Here is a 19,069-nt window from a genome sequence, read left to right as displayed (position 1 = left end):
ATTACCGCCGCCATCGCCGCGTGAAGATGTCCCTATCCCGCTCCTTGACCCTGATTGCCCCCCGGATCGGACCCGCATTGGCTCGCGCCCGCGAGCAGCGCCAGGTGCGTTGGCGGCAGCTGGCACTGCTCGCGGGTCGCGGCTCGATCCGCTGTCTGGAGGCGGACGGAACCGGGCATGAGGCATCGCGACAGGCCTGTCGTCCGTTCCGGCCCGGCGCCCTGGCCCCCTGGCAGAGCGCGCTGCTCGAGGCGGTAGGACTCGGCGGCGCGGCCGCGCATTTTCCCAGCGCCGCCTTGATCCGCACCGGTGAGCTCGGGGAGCCGGCCGCTGGTTTCTGGATGCACGCCCAGCCGTTGTATTTCGCCGCGGGCATGCAGCATTTGTCGGCGATGCTCTTGTGCGAACACAATCGCCTCCTGCCCGCCGAACGAGCTGCACTGATGCCATCTTTGGCGGCGCATCTGCAGTCGTCGGATTTCGAATTGCTCGGCAGACAGGAAAGCGATAGCGAATGGCTGGTACGCGGCGCGCATGCCTGGCAATTCATGAGCGTGAGTCCCGAGCATGCCGTGTCCATGCCGCTGGACGAGGCCATGCCGCAGGGACGCGATGCTGCGATGCTCAGGCGCCTGATGACCGAACTGCAGATGCTGCTGCATGAGCATCCCGTGAATGCGCAGCGCCAGGCGCGAGGCGCGCTGCCCGTGAATGCGCTTTGGCTGCACGGCGAAGGTGTCCTGGATCTGGACAGCTTGCCGCGGCGTACGGCGTTGCCGCTGGCGTTTGGCCGGGATGCCTATCTTCGCGGTCTGTATCGCCTGTATGGCCTGACGGTGGCGCCGGCGCCGATGGATGCGGCGTCATTGCCGGCGCCGTCCAAGGCCGGCGCAGTGGTGGTCGTGGATACCGACGACCTGGACACCCTGGAATCCGCCTGGCTGGCCCCCCTTGCGGCTGCGCTGGTGCCGGGCGGCATCTCGCGGCTGGAACTGGTACTGGATCGCTGGCGGATCCTCGTGGGGCGCGGTGCACGCCATGCGCTGTGGCGCAGACCGCTTGCGGCGGAGCAGTGGCCGACATGCTGACACGTACCATCCGGCGCCGGTCGGTGCCGGAGCGCGATACCCTGCCGGCCGATCTGCATCCGCTGCTGCGGCGTGTGTACGCGGCACGCGGCGTGCGCGCGGCCGAAGAACTCGATCTGGAACTGACCGGGCTCATACCGGTGGGCCGGCTGGACGGTATCGGTACCGCAGTGGAACTATTGTGCGTCCATCACGCGAGACGCAGCCGCATCATCGTGGTCGGGGACTTCGATGCCGACGGCGCCACCAGTACCGCGCTGGTGGTACGCCAGCTGCGGCGCCTCGGATTTCAGGACGTCGACTTCATCGTGCCGAACCGTTTCCAGTACGGCTACGGCCTGACGCCGCCGATCGTGCAACTGGCCGCGCAACAGCAGCCGGGATTGATCATTACCGTCGATAACGGCATTTCCAGTCATGCCGGCGTGGATCAGGCGCGCATGCTGGGCATCGATATCTTGATCACCGATCATCACCTGCCGGCTGCAACCCTGCCGGCAGCGAACGCGATCGTGAATCCCAATGCGCAGAACGGTTTTCCCAGCAAGATGCTGGCAGGCGTGGGCGTGGCCTTTTACTTGATGGCGGCGCTGACTCGAGAAATGCAGACGCGCGGACGATGTTTGCATCCCGAGCCGGTGGCGGATCTGCTCGATCTGGTAGCACTGGGCACGGTGGCGGATCTGGTGCCGCTGGATCGCAACAATCGCATACTGGTATATCAAGGCCTGCGGCGCATTCGTGCCGGCCGTTGCCTGCCCGGCATCCGCGCGCTGCTTGAATCGGCCAATCGCCTCCCGGAGAGCGTCCTGGCGGCGGATCTGGGGTTTCAGGTCGGTCCGCGCCTGAATGCGGCCGGACGGCTCGACGACATGTCGATCGGAATCCAGTGCCTGCTGAGCGACGATGCGCAGACGGCACGCCAGCTTGCCGCGCGCCTGACACAGCTCAACCAGGATCGGCGCGAACTGGAACGCCAGATGCAACAGGATGCCATGGCGAGCGTGGCGAACATGCGCGCGGAAGATCCGCAACTACCGCTGGGCATGTGTCTGTTCGACGAAAATTGGCATCAGGGCGTGGTCGGCCTGGTCGCCTCCCGGGTCAAGGACAAGCTGCACCGTCCGGTGATTGCGCTGGCGCGCGCCGACGCGGACTCCCTCAAGGGATCGGCGCGTTCGGTGCCCGGGGTCCACGTGCGCGACGTGCTGGAGGCGGTGGCGGTACGGCATCCCGAGCTGATCGAAAAATTCGGCGGCCATGCCATGGCTGCGGGCCTGACATTGCCGGCGCAGGGTCTGGATCGGTTCCGCGAGGCCTTCGATGCGGAGGTGCGCCGGTGGATGAGCATCGATCAGGCGGTCGGCATCGTGCATTCCGATGGCGCCCTGCGCAGCGATGAGCTGACGCTCGAGATTGCGCAGCTGCTGCGTGAGTCGGGACCTTGGGGGCAGGGATTTCCCGAGCCGTTGTTCGATGGTCGTTTCCAGGTGCGCCGGCTGCGGGTGTTGGGCGGCGGACGGCACCTGAAACTGGAGGTGCATGACGGACTCGACGCTTGCTGTGAGGCGATCGTCTTCCGGCATTTCGACCAGGAGGATGCGCCGCAGGTGCAGCTCGGCGCGTGGATCGAGCTGGCCTATCGGCTGGATGTCAACCACTATGGCGGCACCGGCAGGCTGCAGCTGATCGCGGAGCATCTGCGCATCCTGGATGATAGGTCGCGGACGCGCACACCGCGGGATCTGGCAGACGAGGGCTGATCGACGCTTTCGGCCTGTACCTGTATGTCCGCATGCTAACATTGCCGTTTCGGATCGCGATCCACGACTTGCTCGGCGCCGGACAGGCACGCTGCCGGACGGGCAAGACCGGCGCATGAACCCGCAACCAACCCAGCAAGCCAGGCACCATGGAAATCAATCATATCCGCCGTTCACTCGAAGACTTGGCCGGGCGCAGCGAGGCGCTCAGGGGGTTTCTTTGAATACGATACCAAGAGCGAACGTCTCGACGAGGTAAGCCGCGAACTGGAGGATCCCGAGATCTGGAATACGCCCGAGAAGGCGCAGGCACTCGGGCGCGAGCGCGCCCGCCTGGAAGCGGTGGTCGCGAACCTGAAGCGGATCGGGCGGGCGCTGGCCGACGCCGGCGAATTGCTGGACATGGCGGTGGAGGAAAACGACGAACTCGCCATCGGCGAGATCGAACAGGACGTCGCGCGCATCGAAAAGGATATCGAGAAGCTCGAATTTCAGCGCATGTTCCCGGGCGAGATGGATTCCCGGAGCTGCTTTCTCGACATCCAGGCAGGCGCCGGCGGCACCGAGGCGCAGGACTGGGCGCACATGCTGTTGCGCATGTATCTGCGCTGGGGCGACGCGCATGGCTACAAGACCGAGATCATCGACTGCAACGAGGGAGAGGTCGCCGGGATCAAGAGTGCGACGGTCAGCTTCGGCGGCGATCACGCCTACGGCTGGCTGCGCACCGAAACCGGCGTGCATCGGCTGGTGCGCAAGTCTCCCTTCGATTCCAATGCCCGGCGGCATACTTCGTTTGCGTCGGTGTTCATTTCGCCCGAGATCGACGAGGACATCGCTATCGATGTGAATCCGGCCGACCTGCGCGTGGATGTGTATCGTTCCAGCGGCGCCGGCGGTCAGCACGTCAACAAGACGGAATCGGCGGTACGCATCACCCATGAACCCAGCGGCATCGTCGTAGCCTGCCAGGCCGAGCGCAGTCAGCACAAGAATCGCGATAAAGCGATGAAGCTGCTGAAGGCCAAGCTCTATGAGCTGGAAGTGAACAAGCGCAATGCCGCGGCGAAGGTGCTGGAGGACGCCAAGTCCGATGTAAGCTGGGGCAATCAGATCCGTTCCTATGTGCTCGACCAGTCGCGCATCAAGGATTTGCGCACCAACGTCGAGGTCGGCAACACCACCGCCGTGCTGGACGGCGACTTGGATGAATTTCTCGAAGCGAGCTTGAAGCAGGGGCTGTAATGTCCGCAGATGTGATGTCCGCAGATGAGAACAAGCTGATTGCCGAGCGGCGCGCCAAGCTGCAGAAGCTGCGCGATGCCGGGGTGGCGTTTCCCAATGATTTCCGGCGTGACGCGCTCGCCGATCAGCTGCTGACGGCCTACGGTGATCGTGCCCCGGAGTGGTTCGACGCCAATCCCGTCCGTGTCGCGGTGGGCGGACGCATGATGGCCAAGCGGGTCATGGGCAAGGCCAGCTTTGCCAAGATCACGGACCGCTCGGGAGATATCCAGCTGTTCCTGCAGCGCGATGCGCTGGGTGAGACCTACGAGGAATTCAAGACCTGGGATGTCGGCGACGTCGTAGGCGCGGCGGGCCTGCTGTTCAAGACCCGCACCGGCGAGCTGTCGGTGCGAGTGGAAAAGCTGCGGCTGCTGGTCAAGTCGCTGCGCCCGCTGCCCGACAAGTGGCATGGATTGTCCGATCAGGAAACCCGCTACCGTCAGCGCTACGTCGATCTCATCATCAGTCCCGAGAGCCGAGCGGTGTTTCGCCTGCGCACCCAATTGGTGAAATACCTGCGCAGCTTTCTCGACGCGATGGATTTCCTGGAAGTCGAAACGCCGATGATGCAGGCCATCGCCGGAGGTGCGCTGGCACGCCCCTTCGTGACCCATCACAATGCCTTGGATCTGCAGCTGTATCTGCGCATCGCGCCCGAACTGTATCTCAAGCGACTGGTCGTCGGCGGCTTCGAGCGCGTCTACGAGCTCAATCGCAATTTCCGTAACGAAGGTATCTCGACCCGGCACAACCCCGAGTTCACGATGCTGGAGCTGTATCAGGCCTATGCCGACTACATCGACCTGATGAATATGCTGGAGCGCATGTGTCAGGGGCTGTGCGACGTGCTGAAAGGCACCCGGTACATCGAGTATCAGGGAGAAACCTTCGATTTCTCACAGCCCTTCCGGCGCGTGACGGTCGAGGACTTGATCGTGCACTTCAATCAGGGCATCGAGCGCGCGAAGCTGCGTGATGTGGCGTATCTGCGGGGACACTGCGATCGCCTGGGCATCGCCTATACGCCTGGCCACGGCGCCGGCAAGCTGCAGATCGAAATCTTCGAGAAGACGGCCGAACATCGCCTCAGCGCGCCGACTTTCGTATACGCCTATCCGGCTGAAGTCTCGCCGCTGGCGCGCCGCAACGATGCCGATCCGTTCCTGACGGATCGCTTCGAGTTTTTTGTCGGCGGCCGGGAGATCGCCAATGGATTCTCGGAACTCAATGACCCGGAAGATCAGGCGAACCGTTTCCGGGAGCAGCTGGCGCACAAGCACGCCGGCGATGAGGAGGCCATGCAATACGACGCCGACTATGTGCGTGCGCTGGAGTATGGCCTGCCGCCGACCGCGGGATTGGGTGTCGGCATCGACCGCCTGGTGATGCTGTTGACCAACTCCGCATCGATTCGCGACGTTCTGCTGTTCCCCTACATGCGGCCGGAGGGATAGGCCGGTCCGATGTCGCCCAGGGTGCTTGTCGACAATGCATCTCACACCCCATCCGGCTTCCGATTTCCGTTCTTGCTCCTGCTCTCGATGCTGAAAGCCGTACGGTGGATGCGGCTCCGCTCCAGGTCTTCGTCATCTGTGCCCTCAAGATTTCGAGGCACAGATGACGAAGACCTGGAGCGGGAGCCGCGCAATCGTTACAGATTCTCACAAGCGGAGCCGCATCCACCGTACGGTTCTCAGCATCTGGATCGGGCCCTCGGAATCTTGAAGACATGGAGGGCACAGACTTCGAGCGGGAGCCGCGCTATCAGGCGACCGGGTAGGGCAGCGTCATGCGCTCCAGCGCGGCGGCGGGTTGGCCTTCCAGATGCAGTGCCTGCTCGAGCTGCGCCAGGCTGATCACGGCGAGCAACTCGCAGCCATCGCCTGCCGCGGCGGCGTCCACGACATCACCGGCATGGCTGGCGCCGGCGAGAACGCGCGTGCCGGGGTCGGGCGGCGGACAGGCGGCGTGAAAGCGGAACATGCGCCGCTTGACGGCGCCGCGATAATGCGCCCGGGCGATGATTTCCTGGCCCGTGTAGCAGCCCTTCGAGAAACTGATGCCATCGAGCAGATCCAGATTGAGCATCTGGGCAACGAACGCTTCGTGGGTCTGCGGATAGACTTGCGGCAGTCCGGCACGCAGGTACGCCAGCCGTACATCGAATTGCGCCGCCTCATCCGGTGCGATGGGCGCCTCGCCGGCTAGTCTCAGCCAGGATTCCAGGCCGGGCAGACGTACGTAGCTGTCGGTCCCATGCTCGATATGCGTGGGTTCCCGAGATGCATCAGTGATGGATGCTGCTGGCGTCCGCAGGGACGCCGCCAGCGGCGCGGGCAGCGTGGCTGGACGGACTTGCAACGGCCGCATCTGGATGTTCACCCGGCTGCGCAGCACGTACTTGCGCAGTCGTGCCGCCGTCGAGTCGATCATCGCATCCGGCAGGATCAGTACGATGTCATCGCCGCGCTCGATCATCCACAGGACCGCTTGCACGCGGCCCTGGGGCGAGTTGCAGCCGGCCAGCCTCACCTGCGTGGCCTCGAGTCGATCGAGATCGGCGGTGAGTTGCCCTTGCAGATAGGTGCGTGCATCTGCGCCGGTGACTGCAAGGGTGCCCAGCAGTGTCCTGGAGGTCGATGTCATGGCAGACAGGTCATGGAGCGGTTCGGGTCATGGATGATCGGTGCGGCGTCGCACGCAGACGGTTCGTGAGGCATCGGGTCTCGACATGCGGTACGCCGCAAGTCGTTCGCAAAATATGAATACAGGCCTCGCCACATACGAAAGTAGCCTGGTTTCGCCCTCGATGCATATCTGGCACACTACCCACATGGCGCTGGGTAATCGACAATCATCCTCCGAATCCTTCGCCGGCACAAATCCCGCCGTTTGTGCCATGTTCGCGTTATGGGAGATGCCGTGAGCGAGGACGGGGACCGGAAGGCGATCATACCCGGGGGAGCTCCTGCAGAGCAGATGTCGGCTTCGCCCATCACGGCGCCGGCGCAAGACCCGATAGCTGCACAGACGGCCTCGGGAGAGGCTCCGCGGAGCCGGGAGCATGGTGGTCCGGAAGGACCGGAGCCCACGCGCTTCGGCGATTGGGAAAAGGCGGGCCGCTGCATCGATTTCTGAAGGCCATCAAGGTTTTGGGTTTTGGGGTGATTCGTAGCCTGCCGGTTTGTACGGCATCGGCTGGTTTTAAGAGGATGAGTACCGGTGCCGCTCGAGCAGCGGCCGGATGGGGGTGAACTTGAGCAGCACGACCAGGCATCAACGGCCCCTATCGCCGTTCATGACATACCGTTTCCAATACACGATGGTGCTGTCCTTCATGCATCGCGTGACTGGCTGTGCCTTGAGCGTCGGCCAGTTGTTGTTCGTCTGCTGGCTGATCAGCGCCGCCGGCGGTGAGGACAGCTATGCACGGCTACAGGGAGTATTCGCCCATCCGCTGATGAAGCTGGTACTGGTGGGATTCTCCTATGCCTTTTTCTATCACCTGCTCAACGGTTTTCGCCATCTCGTATGGGACACCGGCCGCGGTTTCGAGAAACGCACCGCGAGGATCAGCGGCTGGAGCGTTTTCATTGCCGCGGTGACGGTGACGATCTGCTTCTGGGCGCTGCTGTGCCTGGGTGGAGGTGCGGCATGAGTCTGCGCACTCCCATGGCTCGCGCGCTGGGCAACGGCTCGGCCAAGAGCGGTGTCGCGCACTGGACATCGCAGCGTGTCTCGGCCATCGCCTTGGCACTCCTGGCACTATGGTTCGTGACGGCGCTGCTGCGCATGCCCGATTTCGCCTATGCGACGGTGCTCGCCTGGATCGGTGCGCCGGTGAACGCCGTGCTGCTGGTGTTGTTGACCGGCACGGCTGCGCTGCATGCGTTTCTCGGCGTGCAAGTCGTCATCGAAGACTATGTCCATGGCGGGTTGAAGGTCGGAGCGTTGTTACTGGCCGCCTTCCTGCACGTCGTGGTTGCGGCTTTCGGTATTTTCGCGGTGCTGCGCATCGCTTTTGCGGGCGTGGGCCCCTTGACGGTTTGAGGGGCGGTATGAGCGCGTATCAGTTCATCGATCATACTTTCGACGTCATCGTGGTAGGCGCCGGCGGGGCCGGTTTGCGCGCCACTTTCGGCTTGGCACATTCGGGCCTGTCGACCGCCTGCATCACCAAGGTCTTCCCGACGCGCAGTCACACCGTGGCGGCGCAGGGCGGCATCAGCGCGGCGCTGGGTAATATGGGTGAGGACGACTGGCGCTGGCATATGTACGACACCGTCAAAGGATCGGACTGGCTGGGCGATCAGGATGCGATCGAGTTCATGTGCAAGGAGGCGCCGGGCGCAGTCATCGAGTTGGAGCATTACGGTCTGCCGTTTTCGCGGACCGACGACGGACGCATCTATCAGCGTCCCTTCGGCGGCATGACCACGCATTTCGGCAAGGGCACCGCACAGCGCACCTGCGCCGCCGCGGACCGCACCGGCCATGCCATGCTGCACACCCTGTACCAGCAGGCGCTGCGTCACGAGGCACAATTCTTTGTCGAGTATTTTGCCGTCGATCTGATCATGGAGAACGGCGAGTGCCGCGGCGTGGTGGCCATCGATATGGCCGACGGTACCGTGCATCGTTTTCGTGCCCACAAGACTATCCTTGCGACCGGCGGCTACGGACGTGCTTTCTTTTCCTGTACCTCGGCGCATACCTGCACCGGGGATGGCGGCGGCATGGCGCTGCGCGCCGGCCTGGCGCTGCAGGATATGGAATTCGTGCAATTCCATCCGACCGGCATCTATGGGGCGGGCTGCCTGATCACGGAAGGCGTGCGCGGCGAAGGCGGCATCCTGCGCAACTCGGAGGGTGAGCGCTTCATGGAGCGCTATGCGCCCAACGCCAAGGATCTTGCCTCCCGCGACGTGGTCAGCCGGGCGATGACGATCGAGATCCGCGAAGGCCGCGGCGTCGGCGCGCACAAGGATCATATTTTTCTGCATCTCGAACATCTGGGGGCCGATGTCATCCACGAGCGCCTGCCGGGCATCGCCGAGACGGCCAAGATCTTCTCCGGCGTGGATGTGACCCGCCAGCCCATTCCGGTGCTGCCCACGGTCCACTACAACATGGGGGGTGTGCCCGCGAACGTGCAGGGCGACGTGGTGACCTACAAGGATGGTAATCCGGACAGTGTCGTGCCCGGCCTCATGGCGGTGGGCGAGGCCGCCTGCGTCTCCGTGCACGGCGCCAATCGTTTGGGCTCCAATTCGTTGCTGGACCTGGTCGTGTTCGGCCGCGAGGCGGCACGCCATTGCGCCGAGACCGTCAAGCCAGGGATGCGTCACCGCCCCTTTGCCGCGGATGCCGGGGAACAGGCGATCAGCCGTATCGACCGTCTGCGCAATGCGAATGGGCCGTTGAAGACGGCCGAGATTCGCCTGAACATGCAGCGTGTCATGCAGGCGCATGCCGCTGTGTTTCGCACCGGGGAAACCCTCCAGGAAGGCATCGGGAAGCTGGGGGAAGTGTTCCAGTCGTTCGCCGATGTCGGCATCAGCGATCGTTCCATGATCTGGAATACGGATCTGATCGAGACGCTGGAACTGGAGAACCTGCTGGGCCAGGCGGTCGCCACGATCAACTCGGCCGTCAACCGCAAGGAGAGCCGTGGCGCTCACGCGCGCGAGGACTATCCGGAGCGCGACGATCAAAACTGGATGAAGCACACGCTCGCCTGGGTCGATGAGAAGGGTGGCGTGCGATTCGAATATCGGCCGGTGCACCTCAATACGTTGACCGACGAAGTCGAGACCGTGGCGCCGAAGGCACGAGTGTACTGAACCAGGGCGTTCTCACGGCCTCCGGAGCGGAGACCAGACGCCGAAGGCGAGGATAGAGCAAAAATGACCCAGTTTCGCTTGCCCGCGAATTCGAGAATCACCCCTGGCAAGACGTTCAAGGCGCCTGCCGGGGCCAAGGATATCCGCAATTTCAAGATCTATCGTTTCGATCCCGATTCCGGCGCCAATCCGCGCGTAGATACGTATGAGATCGATATGGATGCCTGCGGTCCCATGGTTCTGGATGCACTGATCAAGATCAAGAACGAAATCGATTCGACCCTGACGTTTCGCCGCTCCTGCCGCGAAGGCATCTGCGGCTCCTGTGCAATGAATATCGACGGAATGAATACTCTGGCCTGCACCAAGGCGACCGAGGACATCAAGGGCACCGTCAACATCTATCCGCTGCCGCATATGCCCGTGATCAAGGATCTGGTCCCGGATCTCACCGATTTCTATGCGCAATATGCGGCGGTGAAACCCTGGCTGCAAACACGCAGCCCGCCGCCGCCGGATCGCGAGCGCCTGCAGTCCAAGGAAGATCAGGAACTGATCGATCGTCCCAGCGCGTGCATCCTGTGCGCCTGCTGCTCCACGGCCTGTCCCAGCTACTGGTGGAATCCCGACCGGTATCTCGGCCCGGCGGTGCTGCTGGCCGCATATCGCTGGATCGTCGATTCGCGCGACGAGGCGACCGGCGAGCGTCTGGACTATCTGGAGGACCCGTTCCGCCTGTATCGCTGCCACACGATCATGAATTGCACCCAATATTGTCCGAAGGGTCTGAATCCCGCCAAGGCCATCGCGGAAATCAAGAAAAAGATCGCCGAGCGGCAACACTGAGTGCCGCCCGGCGGTATTCTCGGCAGGGCCGAGATGACCTCTACACCCATCGGTTTGTTGCGCTGGCGCTGCCGGCGCGGCATGCGCGAACTCGATGTTCTACTCGAACGCTATCTGCGGGAACGCTATCCTTGCGCCCCGGAAGGCGAACGACAGGCATTCGAGGCATTGCTGGACCTGCCGGATCCGCAACTACAGGCTTACCTGGTGCGCCGTGAGGTGCCGGCCGATCCGGAATGGGTTCATGTCATCGACCAGCTCTGCGCAGCCCATACTTGAACGATCGGCGCCCGGGATGTGTCCCGGCGGTCCGGCCGGCGGGGATTCCCGCCGGGGGTATAGCGGTCGCGTCGCGACCCCGGGTGCCCGTTTTTTTTCGCAGAACTTTCCCACTCGATATCAGTCTAGCCAGTATCTGTTCACGGGTGCCGCCCGCACCGCTTCGGCGTGGCCATCAGTCATGCGGGCTGCGGCCGGCTCGGTTCGCAGGAGGATGGAGCAGCGGCTGTGCGTGCGCGGGCAGCCGATATGGCTTGCGCATGCGCCACCCGGAGAAGCAGGCCGATGACCGCGGAGGACACCGACCAGCAGTTGGTGGAGCGGGTACAGGCAGGCGACAAGTCGGCCTTCAATCTGCTGGTGCTGAAGTATCAGCATCGGGTACTGAAGCTGGTGGGACGTTTCCTCAACGATCCTGCCGAGGCGGAGGACGTGGCGCAAGAGGCTTTTCTGAAGGCTTACCGGGCCTTGGGTACGTTCCGCGGCGACAGCGCTTTCTATACATGGCTGTACCGCATCGCCATCAATACGGCCAAGAATGCGCTGGTGTCGAACCGGCGCCGGCCGGTGGATTTCGATCTGGATCTGCAGGATCCCGATCAGTACGACCGCCATGCAAAATTGAAGGAGGCAGATACGCCCGAAGGGGTGCTGCTGACGGACGAGATCCGCGAGGTGGTGGAGCGTGCATTGGAGCAATTACCCGAGGATCTGCGCACCGCCATCGTATTGCGCGAGCTGGAGGGCCTGTCCTACGAGGAGATTGCGGATGCCATGGATTGCCCGGTCGGTACGGTGCGTTCACGAATTTTTCGTGCTCGCGAGGCGATCGACAAGAAGCTCAAACCCTTGCTGGACTGAAGAATCAAGGCTGACGCCGGAGCGATGGCTGAAGCGATGAACAGGAATGTGCTGGACCGCGGGGGGCGGCCTGGCGAGCGATTTGCCGCGAGGAAGCCGAAGATGTTGCGGAAGCGGGTGATGCAGTCATGAGCGATGCGGTGAAGGAACAGGTTTCCGCTTGCCTGGATGCCGAGTTGTCGAAGGCGCAGATCGATTTACTGGTGCAGCGCGTGGCGCGGGATGCTGATCTGGGCGAGGTCATGCGGCGTTACGCACTTATCGGCGAGGCGCTGCGCAGCGATAAACCGGTGGCGGCGGCTCGCGGCTTCGCCGCGGATGTCATGGCAGCTTTGGAACAGGAACCGACGCTGCGCACCTCGATGCGCTGGTCCGCCGCGCTGGTCCGTCGTATACGGCCTGTGATGAGCATGGCCGTCGCGGCGGGTGTGGCGGGCGCGGTCGTGCTGGGCGTACAGCAGTTGGGATGGATGCCGGGCCAGGCGGTATTCGATGATGCCGCGGTTTTCGAGCCGGTCGAGGTCTTTGAACCGGTCGCCCAGATACGCGGCACGGCAACCGCCCCGGCGACACGCCTGACGAACTACGTGGTAGCGCATAGCGAGTATTCATCGCCCCTGGGGCGCCGCTCGGTTCTGACCGGTGTGCTGGCCGACGATCTGGATTCCCAGGCCGGCTATCCGCAGGCCGGGCTGGGCGGCGCGGGATTCGATACGATCGCCGATACTCCGCTGCAGGCACCTTGATGTCCATGCACAAGTATTCTCTGCTGCTGCTGCTACTGGTGTCGGCTGCAGGGGCACGCGGTGATGATGGGGATCGCGAGGCACGCGCCTGGCTGGAGCGCATGTCGCAGGCTATTTCCACCCGCAATTACGATGGGCGGTTTTTTCATCTGCGCGGTTCGAGTTCCGAGACCATGCGGATCATTCACCGTGTGGACCGGGGTAGAGTCACCGAAAGGCTGGTGTCCTTGGATGGCAGCGGCCGGGAGGTCATTCGCACCCAGAACGAGGTCATCTGTTATCTGCCCGACCGGCGCACGGTGCTCGTAGACCGGCGCAAGGAGACCGGCACGTTGATCTCGACGGTGCCTCGCTACAGCGAGGATCTGGAGGTCCACTACAAGATCGAGCGAGGACCCTCCACCAAGATGCTAGGGCGGCGCACGCAGATCATCTCCGTACAGCCGCGCGATCAGTTTCGCTACGGTTATCGTCTGTGGCTGGATCACGAGACCGCCATGCCGCTGAAATCGCAGCTGTGCGACAGCCACGGCAATGTGATCGAACAGATCCTGTTCGCCGAGGTGAATTTCAAGGAGCGCATTCCCGCCGCGGCGCTCGAGTCCGCCGTGTCGGGTGAGGGCTATACTTGGATCCGGCAGGATGTGCAGTCTCCACGCTTGTCGCGCAGCGTGGAATGGAGCGTGATGCGCCTGCCGGCAGGATTTCGTCTCACGGCCTGGCGCCTGCAGATCGTCGCCGGCTCCAATACGCCGGTGCAGCATCTGGTGTATTCCGACGGTCTGGCCACTGTGTCGGTATTCATCGAGCCGCGCAATCCTGACACCGAGGCCATGAATGGTCTGAGCAAGGTGGGTGCCGCATTCGCATTTTCCCGGCGCTTGGACGGCCATCAGGTGACGGCGGTGGGTGAGGTTCCGCCCGCCACGGTCGAGGCAATCGCGGCAGGGGTGACCAAGGACGGCGCTACGGCGGTACACTCGCCGGATGTGGCCCCGGTTCCCTGAATCCACAGTCTCGATGTCTTCCGCCGATCCTTCCTGCACCGATCCGCCTGTTGCCAATCCTGTGCCGGACGGCGCCTCGTCGCGGCCCGCGCAATGGACGCTGTACAGCCGCCCCGACTGCAGCCTGTGCGACGAGCTGCTGGCCGAGCTGGTGCAGCTGCTGCCGCCGCAGGATGTGCAGCGGATCAGGATCGTCGACATCTCCCTGGATCCGGTGCTGGAGCGCAGGTACGCCATCCGCATTCCCGTGCTGATGGCCGACGAAGAATTCGTCTGCGCCTATCGGCTGGACGTAGAGCGCGTCCGGGCTTATCTGGGCTGATTCCGGGGGCGGTCCATGGAGCGGCGATTGCTTGCTCCGTTACCGCTTACCTCTACCTGGAGCCGCCGACTTTTGCTCGGGCGCCACTGATGAAGCCGATTTTTAGATATGGAGCGCCACCGTGAAAATGGGAAGAATATCCATCATGGCCGAGACAACGCTCTCCATATACGGAGTATGCATCTCCCGCCGTGTGACCGCAGCCGGTGAGGTATCATTCAGGATTCAGCGCCAGAGTGCGAATGCTCCTGCGGTCACGGGCTGCGGGCGCCATTGTGCTGCGTAAATTTCCGTCATATATGAATCACATACGGAACTTCTCCATCATCGCCCACGTCGATCACGGCAAGTCCACGCTGGCCGACCGGTTCATTCAGCTGTGCGGCGGGCTGGCGCAGCGCGAAATGGAAAACCAGGTACTCGATACCATGGCCCTGGAGCGCGAGCGCGGCATCACGATCAAGGCGCAGAGCGTGTCGCTGCAGTTTCTCTCCAGGGATGGTCGGACCTATCAATTGAATCTGATCGATACGCCCGGACACGTGGATTTTTCCTATGAGGTATCACGTTCGCTGGCTGCTTGCGAAGGCGCGCTGCTGGTGGTCGATGCCGCCCAAGGCGTGGAAGCGCAGAGCGTCGCGAACTGCTACACCGCGATCGAGCAGGGGCTGGAAGTGGTACCGGTCTTGAACAAGATCGACCTGCCGTCGGCCGATCCGGACCGAGTCATCAAGGAAATCGAGGAAATCATCGGTATCGAGGCGCATGATGCCCTGCGCGTCAGTGCCAAGACCGGCCTGAATGTCACCGAATTGCTCGAAGAGCTGGTGCGCAGGGTGCCGCCTCCCAAGGGCGATCCCGAGGCGCCGCTGCAGGCGTTGATCATCGATTCATGGTTCGACAACTACGTCGGCGTCGTGTCGCTGGTGAGGGTGGTGAACGGCTCTTTGCGTACCGGAGCGAAGATCCGGGTATGGTCGACGGGCCGCGCCCATCAGGTCGACAAGGTCGGGCGCTTCACGCCCAAGTCCGTGCGCACCGAATCGCTGGAAAGCGGCGAGGTGGGTTTCGTCATCGCCGGTATCAAGGACATCGACGGCGCACCGGTCGGCGATACGATCACCCTGGACGGCCGGCCGGCGAGTGCGCCGCTGGCGGGATTCAAGCAGGTGCAACCGCGGGTGTTTGCCGGCCTTTTCCCGGTCAATTCCGAGGACTACGAGTCCTTCCGGGACGCCCTGTCCAAGCTCAGGTTGAACGATTCGGCCCTGCATTACGAGCCGGAAGTATCCACGGCGCTGGGATTCGGCTTTCGCTGCGGATTTCTCGGCCTGCTGCACATGGATATCGTGCAGGAGCGGCTGGAGCGCGAATACGGCCTCGATCTGATCACCAGCGCGCCTACGGTGGTGTATGAGGTGGAACGCACCGACGGTACCGTGGTGTACGTCGATAATCCCGCGAGACTTCCGCCCAGCAATGAGATCGAGGATCTGCGCGAACCCATCATCACGGCGAATATCCTGCTGCCCTCGGATTACGTCGGCGCAATCATGAAGCTGTGCGCGGAGAAGCGCGGCCGGCAGATCAAGATGCAGTATCTGGGCAACCAGGTGTCCCTGCAGTATGAAATCCCGATGGCTGAGGTCGTCATGGATTTCTTCGATCGCATGAAGTCGGTCAGCCGCGGCTATGCTTCGTTCGACTACGAATTCAATCGTTTCGAGACCGCGCCGCTGGTCCGGCTGGATGTCTTGATCAACGGCGATCGTGTCGATGCCCTGTCGATCATCGTGCATCGGGACAATGCCTATCAGCGCGGCCGCGAACTGGTGGACAAGATGCAGGAGTTGATTCCGCGCCAGATGTTCGAGATCGCGATTCAGGCCGCCATCGGCAGCCATGTCGTGGCGCGTGCCAGTGTCAAGGCATTGCGCAAGAACGTCACCGCCAAATGCTATGGCGGCGATATTTCACGCAAGCGCAAACTTCTGGAGAAGCAGAAGGAAGGCAAGAAGCGCATGAAGCAAGTAGGTTCGGTCGAAATTCCGCAAGAGGCATTTCTGGCGGTGCTGCAGATCGGCAAGGAAAAATAAGCATGATCTTCGATTTTTCATTCCTTCTCGTGGCAGCCACCCTGGTGAGCGGCATCATCTGGGGCATGGACAGCTGGCTGTTCAAGGCCAGGCGTCTGCAGTCTGCGGCGGCGCGCGGCGCATCCGCCGAGGAAGCGCGCGATCCCGTGATCGTGGAGTATGCGCGCTCGTTCTTTCCTGTCATCCTGATCGTGCTGTTGATCCGTTCCTTCCTGTTCGAGCCGTTTCGCATCCCCTCGGATTCCATGATGCCGACCTTGCTCGATGGGGATTTCATTTTCGTCAACAAGTACTCCTACGGTCTGCGCCTGCCGGTGCTGAACACCAAGGTCGTATCGATCGGCGATCCGCAGCGCGGCGATGTCATCGTGTTCCGGCTGCCTTCCGACCCGGCGACGAATTACATCAAACGCCTGGTGGGGCTGCCGGGCGATCATGTGGTGGTGCGCGACCGGCAGGTCTTCATCAACGGTGAGGCGGTGCGGCTGGAGCTTGACGGGGTCTATCAGGGGCATGGCCACACCGGTGCGCGTATAGGTGTGGAAAAGCTGGGTCAGGCCACTCATGAGGTGCTCTATATCCCGGAACGCTATGCGCGCGAGTACGATGACGTGGTGCCCGCGGGGCATTATTTCTTCATGGGCGACAACCGGGACAATAGCCGCGATAGCCGCTATCCGGAAGTCGGTTTCGTGCCGGAGGGCAACCTCGTCGGCAAGGCGGTACGTATATGGTTGAATTGGAAGCTTCCGTCCGCGCCGCTCTGGGGACGAATCGGCATGCCTATTGGGTAGGGAAGGATAACTTGTCGAGGGTCGGGGGTGGCCGCCGGTGATGAATGACCGGTGATTGCGGTATCTTGTATCCGGCGCTGGGGGAAACCGGAGTGCAGCGAACCGGGCCTCGACGTCCAGACAACGTCAAAAAAACCAGGACCAACCAGGAAGCAAAACAAATGCGAGATCATCAGAGTGGCGCCACGTTCATCGGCATGCTCGTCATCGTCGCGATACTGGGCCTGGGGTTGTATGGCGCCATTCGCCTGGTTCCGCTGTATATGGAATTCATGGCGGTCGCGCGCGCCCTGGACCAGACGGCGAAGGAAGCCGCCGGGAGTCGTACCAGCCCGGGAGAACTGCGCAGTTCGCTGGATCGGCGCTGGACGATCGAGGACATCACCAGCCTGCAGCCCAAGGAGGTCGAGATTCGCAGGAGCGGCAACGGCTACAGCATGCGCGCCTGGTATCGCGCCGAGGCGCCGTTCATCGGCAATGTGTCGTTGGTGGTCGATTTCGACAAGACCGTCGACGTAAACCAGTAGGGCGTATTGAAGACCGCGGTTGAATGGTTGCACGACACGCTCGGTTATCGCTGTCGTGATCCGGCGCTGCTCGGCGCCGCGCTGACCCATCGCAGTGCGGGCGGACAGCACAACGAACGCCTGGAGTTTCTGGGCGATGCGGTACTCAACTGTGTCGTCGCCATGCTGGTGTTTCGTGAATTCGGAGCAGCCGACGAAGGCGAGCTATCGCGCTTTCGCGCCAGCCTGGTCAGCGGGGAGGCACTGGCGGCCATCGCCGCGCAGATCGAACTCGGCGGGCAGCTGCGGCTGGGATCGGGCGAACTGAAGTCCGGCGGCACGCGGCGCAAATCCATTCTGGCAGACGCATTGGAGGCGCTGTTCGGGGCGATTTGCCTGGATGGCGGCTTTGAAGCTGCTGCCGAAGTGATCGAGCATCTGATGGCTCCGCGCCTGCAACGCCTGCCCAGCGCCTCGGAATTGAAGGATCCCAAGACCCGTCTGCAGGAAGCCTTGCAGGCGCGTGCCCTGCCTTTGCCGATATATACGGTCGAGGCGATCAGCGGCGAGGCGCACAATCAGCGTTTCGAGGTGCGTTGTGCGGTTGCCGCGCTGGATCTCGCCGCTGCGGCCAGCGGCTTCAGCCGGCGCAGCGCAGAGCAGGCCGCCGCCCAGCAGTTGTTGCAAGATCTGGATCGTAAGCTTCGTGAGGATTCGTGAACCAGGATTCATCCCCATCCGATGGCGGCCACCGCTGCGGCTTCGCAGCGATCGTCGGCCGGCCCAATGTAGGCAAGTCGACTCTGCTCAATGCCCTGCTGCGCCGCAAGATCAGTATCGTCAGTCACAAGCCGCAGACTACACGCCATCGCATTCTGGGAATCCTGACCCAGCCCCAGGCACAGATCATATTCGTCGATACGCCCGGCCTGCATGCCGGCGCTCGGCGCGCGATGAATCGTCATATGAACCGCGCGGCATTGACGTCCTTGCAGGATGCCGATGTCAATTTGTTCGTGGTCGAAGCGCTGCGCTGGACCGATGCGGACCAGCGCGTGCTCGATGAACTGGTGCGCATCGGTCGGCCCATCATCCTGGTGCTCAGCAAGGTCGACAAGGTGACGCCGCGGGCGCGCCTGCTGCCCTTCATCGAGGAAATGAGCCGGCGTGCGCATTTCGTCGAGGTCATTCCGGTGTCGGCGCGCCGGCACAGCAATCTAGATACGCTGGCGCCGCTGATTGCCCGCTATCTGCCGGAATCGCCGCCGCATTTCCCGCCCGAGCAGCATACGGACCGATCCGATGAGTTCCAGGCGGCGGAGATCGTGCGCGAAAAACTCACCTTGCGTTTGCATCAGGAACTGCCCTACGGCATTACGGTGGGGATCGAACGGTTCGAGGAAGAGGAGGGGCGTCTGTACATCAACGCCGTGATCTGGGTGGAGCGCAGCGGCCAGAAGGCCATCGTCATCGGTCAGGGCGGCGAGCAGCTCAAGGAGACGGGGCGTGCGGCACGCCTGGAAATGAGCGAACGGTTCAAGCGCCCGGTGCACCTGGAATTGTGGGTGAAGGTGAAGGAGAACTGGTCCGACAGCGAAAAGGCGCTGCGCCAATTGGGTTACGAGGAATAG

20 protein-coding genes are annotated in these 19,069 nt (G+C 62.8%); 19 read left to right on the top strand and 1 reads right to left on the bottom strand.

Going from position 1 to position 19,069, the window contains the following annotated elements; genetic code table 11:
- The first annotated feature begins 44 nt into the window (after positions 1-44).
- From ACG33_RS09465 to lysS, 4 genes are all read left to right on the top strand, one after another.
- Complete coding sequence (locus tag ACG33_RS09465) at positions 45-1,088, top strand: hypothetical protein (RefSeq protein ID WP_210398991.1); 1,044 nt, start codon at positions 45-47, stop codon at positions 1,086-1,088.
- Complete coding sequence (gene recJ / locus ACG33_RS09460) at positions 1,082-2,851, top strand: single-stranded-DNA-specific exonuclease RecJ (RefSeq protein ID WP_066923140.1); 1,770 nt, start codon at positions 1,082-1,084, stop codon at positions 2,849-2,851. The genes ACG33_RS09465 and recJ overlap by 7 nt, the downstream gene beginning before the upstream one ends.
- Positions 2,852-3,000: 149 nt before the next feature.
- Positions 3,001-4,096 (top strand): peptide chain release factor 2 gene (gene prfB, locus ACG33_RS09455; RefSeq protein ID WP_157071736.1). Its coding sequence is split into 2 segments (ribosomal slippage): positions 3,001-3,072 and positions 3,074-4,096, totalling 1,095 coding nucleotides; the frame shifts between segments, so codons are not numbered across the junction.
- On the top strand, positions 4,096-5,592 hold the full coding sequence (gene lysS / locus ACG33_RS09450) for a lysine--tRNA ligase (protein WP_210398990.1): 1,497 nt from the start codon (positions 4,096-4,098) through the stop codon (positions 5,590-5,592). The genes prfB and lysS overlap by 1 nt, the downstream gene beginning before the upstream one ends.
- A 310-nt stretch (positions 5,593-5,902) precedes the next feature.
- On the opposite strand, the gene ygfZ is transcribed toward lysS, so the two are convergent.
- The gene (gene ygfZ, locus ACG33_RS09445; protein WP_066920670.1) at positions 5,903-6,784 is read right to left on the bottom strand and encodes a CAF17-like 4Fe-4S cluster assembly/insertion protein YgfZ; all 882 of its coding nucleotides are present in this window, start codon (positions 6,782-6,784) and stop codon (positions 5,903-5,905) included.
- Positions 6,785-7,048: 264 nt separating this feature from the next.
- On the opposite strand from ygfZ, the gene ACG33_RS17055 reads away from it, so the two are divergent.
- From ACG33_RS17055 to era, 15 genes are all read left to right on the top strand, one after another.
- On the top strand, positions 7,049-7,276 hold the full coding sequence (locus tag ACG33_RS17055) for a DUF1674 domain-containing protein (RefSeq protein ID WP_066920668.1): 228 nt from the start codon (positions 7,049-7,051) through the stop codon (positions 7,274-7,276).
- 160 nt (positions 7,277-7,436) lie between these two features.
- Positions 7,437-7,796, top strand: coding sequence for a succinate dehydrogenase, cytochrome b556 subunit (gene sdhC / locus ACG33_RS09435; RefSeq protein ID WP_210398989.1), 360 nt, complete (start codon positions 7,437-7,439; stop codon positions 7,794-7,796).
- Positions 7,793-8,188 carry a succinate dehydrogenase, hydrophobic membrane anchor protein gene (sdhD, locus tag ACG33_RS09430; protein WP_066920664.1) on the top strand — a complete coding sequence of 132 codons (396 nt, stop codon included), beginning with the start codon at positions 7,793-7,795 and terminating at the stop codon, positions 8,186-8,188. The genes sdhC and sdhD overlap by 4 nt, the downstream gene beginning before the upstream one ends.
- Positions 8,189-8,196: 8 nt before the next feature.
- Positions 8,197-9,981 carry a succinate dehydrogenase flavoprotein subunit gene (sdhA, locus tag ACG33_RS09425; RefSeq protein WP_066920662.1) on the top strand — a complete coding sequence of 595 codons (1,785 nt, stop codon included), beginning with the start codon at positions 8,197-8,199 and terminating at the stop codon, positions 9,979-9,981.
- Positions 9,982-10,044: 63 nt separating this feature from the next.
- Complete coding sequence (locus tag ACG33_RS09420; protein ID WP_066920659.1) at positions 10,045-10,827, top strand: succinate dehydrogenase iron-sulfur subunit; 783 nt, start codon at positions 10,045-10,047, stop codon at positions 10,825-10,827.
- A 33-nt stretch (positions 10,828-10,860) separates the two neighbouring features.
- Entirely contained in the window at positions 10,861-11,106 is a 246-nt protein-coding gene (locus ACG33_RS09415; RefSeq protein WP_066923132.1) for an FAD assembly factor SdhE, read from the top strand.
- Positions 11,107-11,391: 285 nt separating this feature from the next.
- Positions 11,392-11,967, top strand: coding sequence for an RNA polymerase sigma factor RpoE (gene rpoE, locus ACG33_RS09410; protein ID WP_066923129.1), 576 nt, complete (start codon positions 11,392-11,394; stop codon positions 11,965-11,967).
- A 128-nt stretch (positions 11,968-12,095) separates the two neighbouring features.
- Positions 12,096-12,713, top strand: a complete 618-nt coding sequence (locus tag ACG33_RS09405) for a sigma-E factor negative regulatory protein (protein ID WP_066920657.1) — start codon at positions 12,096-12,098, stop codon at positions 12,711-12,713.
- Positions 12,714-12,718: 5 nt separating this feature from the next.
- Positions 12,719-13,720, top strand: coding sequence for a MucB/RseB C-terminal domain-containing protein (locus tag ACG33_RS09400; protein ID WP_210398988.1), 1,002 nt, complete (start codon positions 12,719-12,721; stop codon positions 13,718-13,720).
- Positions 13,721-13,733: 13 nt separating this feature from the next.
- The gene (locus ACG33_RS09395) at positions 13,734-14,042 is read left to right on the top strand and encodes a glutaredoxin family protein (protein ID WP_066920653.1); all 309 of its coding nucleotides are present in this window, start codon (positions 13,734-13,736) and stop codon (positions 14,040-14,042) included.
- A 299-nt stretch (positions 14,043-14,341) separates the two neighbouring features.
- A complete protein-coding gene (gene lepA / locus ACG33_RS09390) occupies positions 14,342-16,138 on the top strand; it encodes a translation elongation factor 4 (RefSeq protein ID WP_066923126.1) in 1,797 nt (598 codons plus the stop codon).
- Positions 16,139-16,140: 2 nt separating this feature from the next.
- Positions 16,141-16,932: a signal peptidase I gene (gene lepB, locus ACG33_RS09385; RefSeq protein WP_066920651.1), complete on the top strand. Its 792-nt coding sequence runs from the start codon at positions 16,141-16,143 to the stop codon at positions 16,930-16,932.
- Between the two features lie 161 nt (positions 16,933-17,093).
- Positions 17,094-17,459: a DUF4845 domain-containing protein gene (locus tag ACG33_RS09380; protein WP_168160057.1), complete on the top strand. Its 366-nt coding sequence runs from the start codon at positions 17,094-17,096 to the stop codon at positions 17,457-17,459.
- A gap of 6 nt (positions 17,460-17,465) precedes the next feature.
- Positions 17,466-18,158 (top strand): ribonuclease III, encoded by a 693-nt coding sequence (rnc, locus tag ACG33_RS09375; RefSeq protein ID WP_066920647.1) that lies wholly within the window; start codon positions 17,466-17,468, stop codon positions 18,156-18,158.
- A complete protein-coding gene (gene era, locus ACG33_RS09370) occupies positions 18,155-19,069 on the top strand; it encodes a GTPase Era (protein ID WP_066920645.1) in 915 nt (304 codons plus the stop codon). The genes rnc and era overlap by 4 nt, the downstream gene beginning before the upstream one ends.

It is taken from the genome of Steroidobacter denitrificans, from assembly GCF_001579945.1.
Lineage (GTDB): Bacteria > Pseudomonadota > Gammaproteobacteria > Steroidobacterales > Steroidobacteraceae > Steroidobacter > Steroidobacter denitrificans.
Note: the sequence above shows the minus strand (reverse complement) of the source record. Positions and strands in the feature narration are given on the sequence as shown.

Excerpts from the sequence above, each read along its gene's own strand:
- recJ (WP_066923140.1), top strand. The coding sequence starts at position 1,082 with ATGCTGACACGTACCATCCGGCGCCGGTCGGTGCCGGAGCGCGATACC.
- lysS (WP_210398990.1), top strand. The coding sequence starts at position 4,096 with ATGTCCGCAGATGTGATGTCCGCAGATGAGAACAAGCTGATTGCCGAG.
- ygfZ (WP_066920670.1), bottom strand. The coding sequence starts at position 6,784 with ATGACATCGACCTCCAGGACACTGCTGGGCACCCTTGCAGTCACCGGC.
- ACG33_RS17055 (WP_066920668.1), top strand. The coding sequence starts at position 7,049 with ATGGGAGATGCCGTGAGCGAGGACGGGGACCGGAAGGCGATCATACCC.
- sdhC (WP_210398989.1), top strand. The coding sequence starts at position 7,437 with ATGACATACCGTTTCCAATACACGATGGTGCTGTCCTTCATGCATCGC.
- sdhD (WP_066920664.1), top strand. The coding sequence starts at position 7,793 with ATGAGTCTGCGCACTCCCATGGCTCGCGCGCTGGGCAACGGCTCGGCC.
- sdhA (WP_066920662.1), top strand. The coding sequence starts at position 8,197 with ATGAGCGCGTATCAGTTCATCGATCATACTTTCGACGTCATCGTGGTA.
- ACG33_RS09420 (WP_066920659.1), top strand. The coding sequence starts at position 10,045 with ATGACCCAGTTTCGCTTGCCCGCGAATTCGAGAATCACCCCTGGCAAG.
- ACG33_RS09415 (WP_066923132.1), top strand. The coding sequence starts at position 10,861 with ATGACCTCTACACCCATCGGTTTGTTGCGCTGGCGCTGCCGGCGCGGC.
- rpoE (WP_066923129.1), top strand. The coding sequence starts at position 11,392 with ATGACCGCGGAGGACACCGACCAGCAGTTGGTGGAGCGGGTACAGGCA.
- ACG33_RS09405 (WP_066920657.1), top strand. The coding sequence starts at position 12,096 with ATGAGCGATGCGGTGAAGGAACAGGTTTCCGCTTGCCTGGATGCCGAG.
- ACG33_RS09400 (WP_210398988.1), top strand. The coding sequence starts at position 12,719 with ATGCACAAGTATTCTCTGCTGCTGCTGCTACTGGTGTCGGCTGCAGGG.
- ACG33_RS09395 (WP_066920653.1), top strand. The coding sequence starts at position 13,734 with ATGTCTTCCGCCGATCCTTCCTGCACCGATCCGCCTGTTGCCAATCCT.
- lepA (WP_066923126.1), top strand. The coding sequence starts at position 14,342 with ATGAATCACATACGGAACTTCTCCATCATCGCCCACGTCGATCACGGC.
- lepB (WP_066920651.1), top strand. The coding sequence starts at position 16,141 with ATGATCTTCGATTTTTCATTCCTTCTCGTGGCAGCCACCCTGGTGAGC.
- ACG33_RS09380 (WP_168160057.1), top strand. The coding sequence starts at position 17,094 with ATGCGAGATCATCAGAGTGGCGCCACGTTCATCGGCATGCTCGTCATC.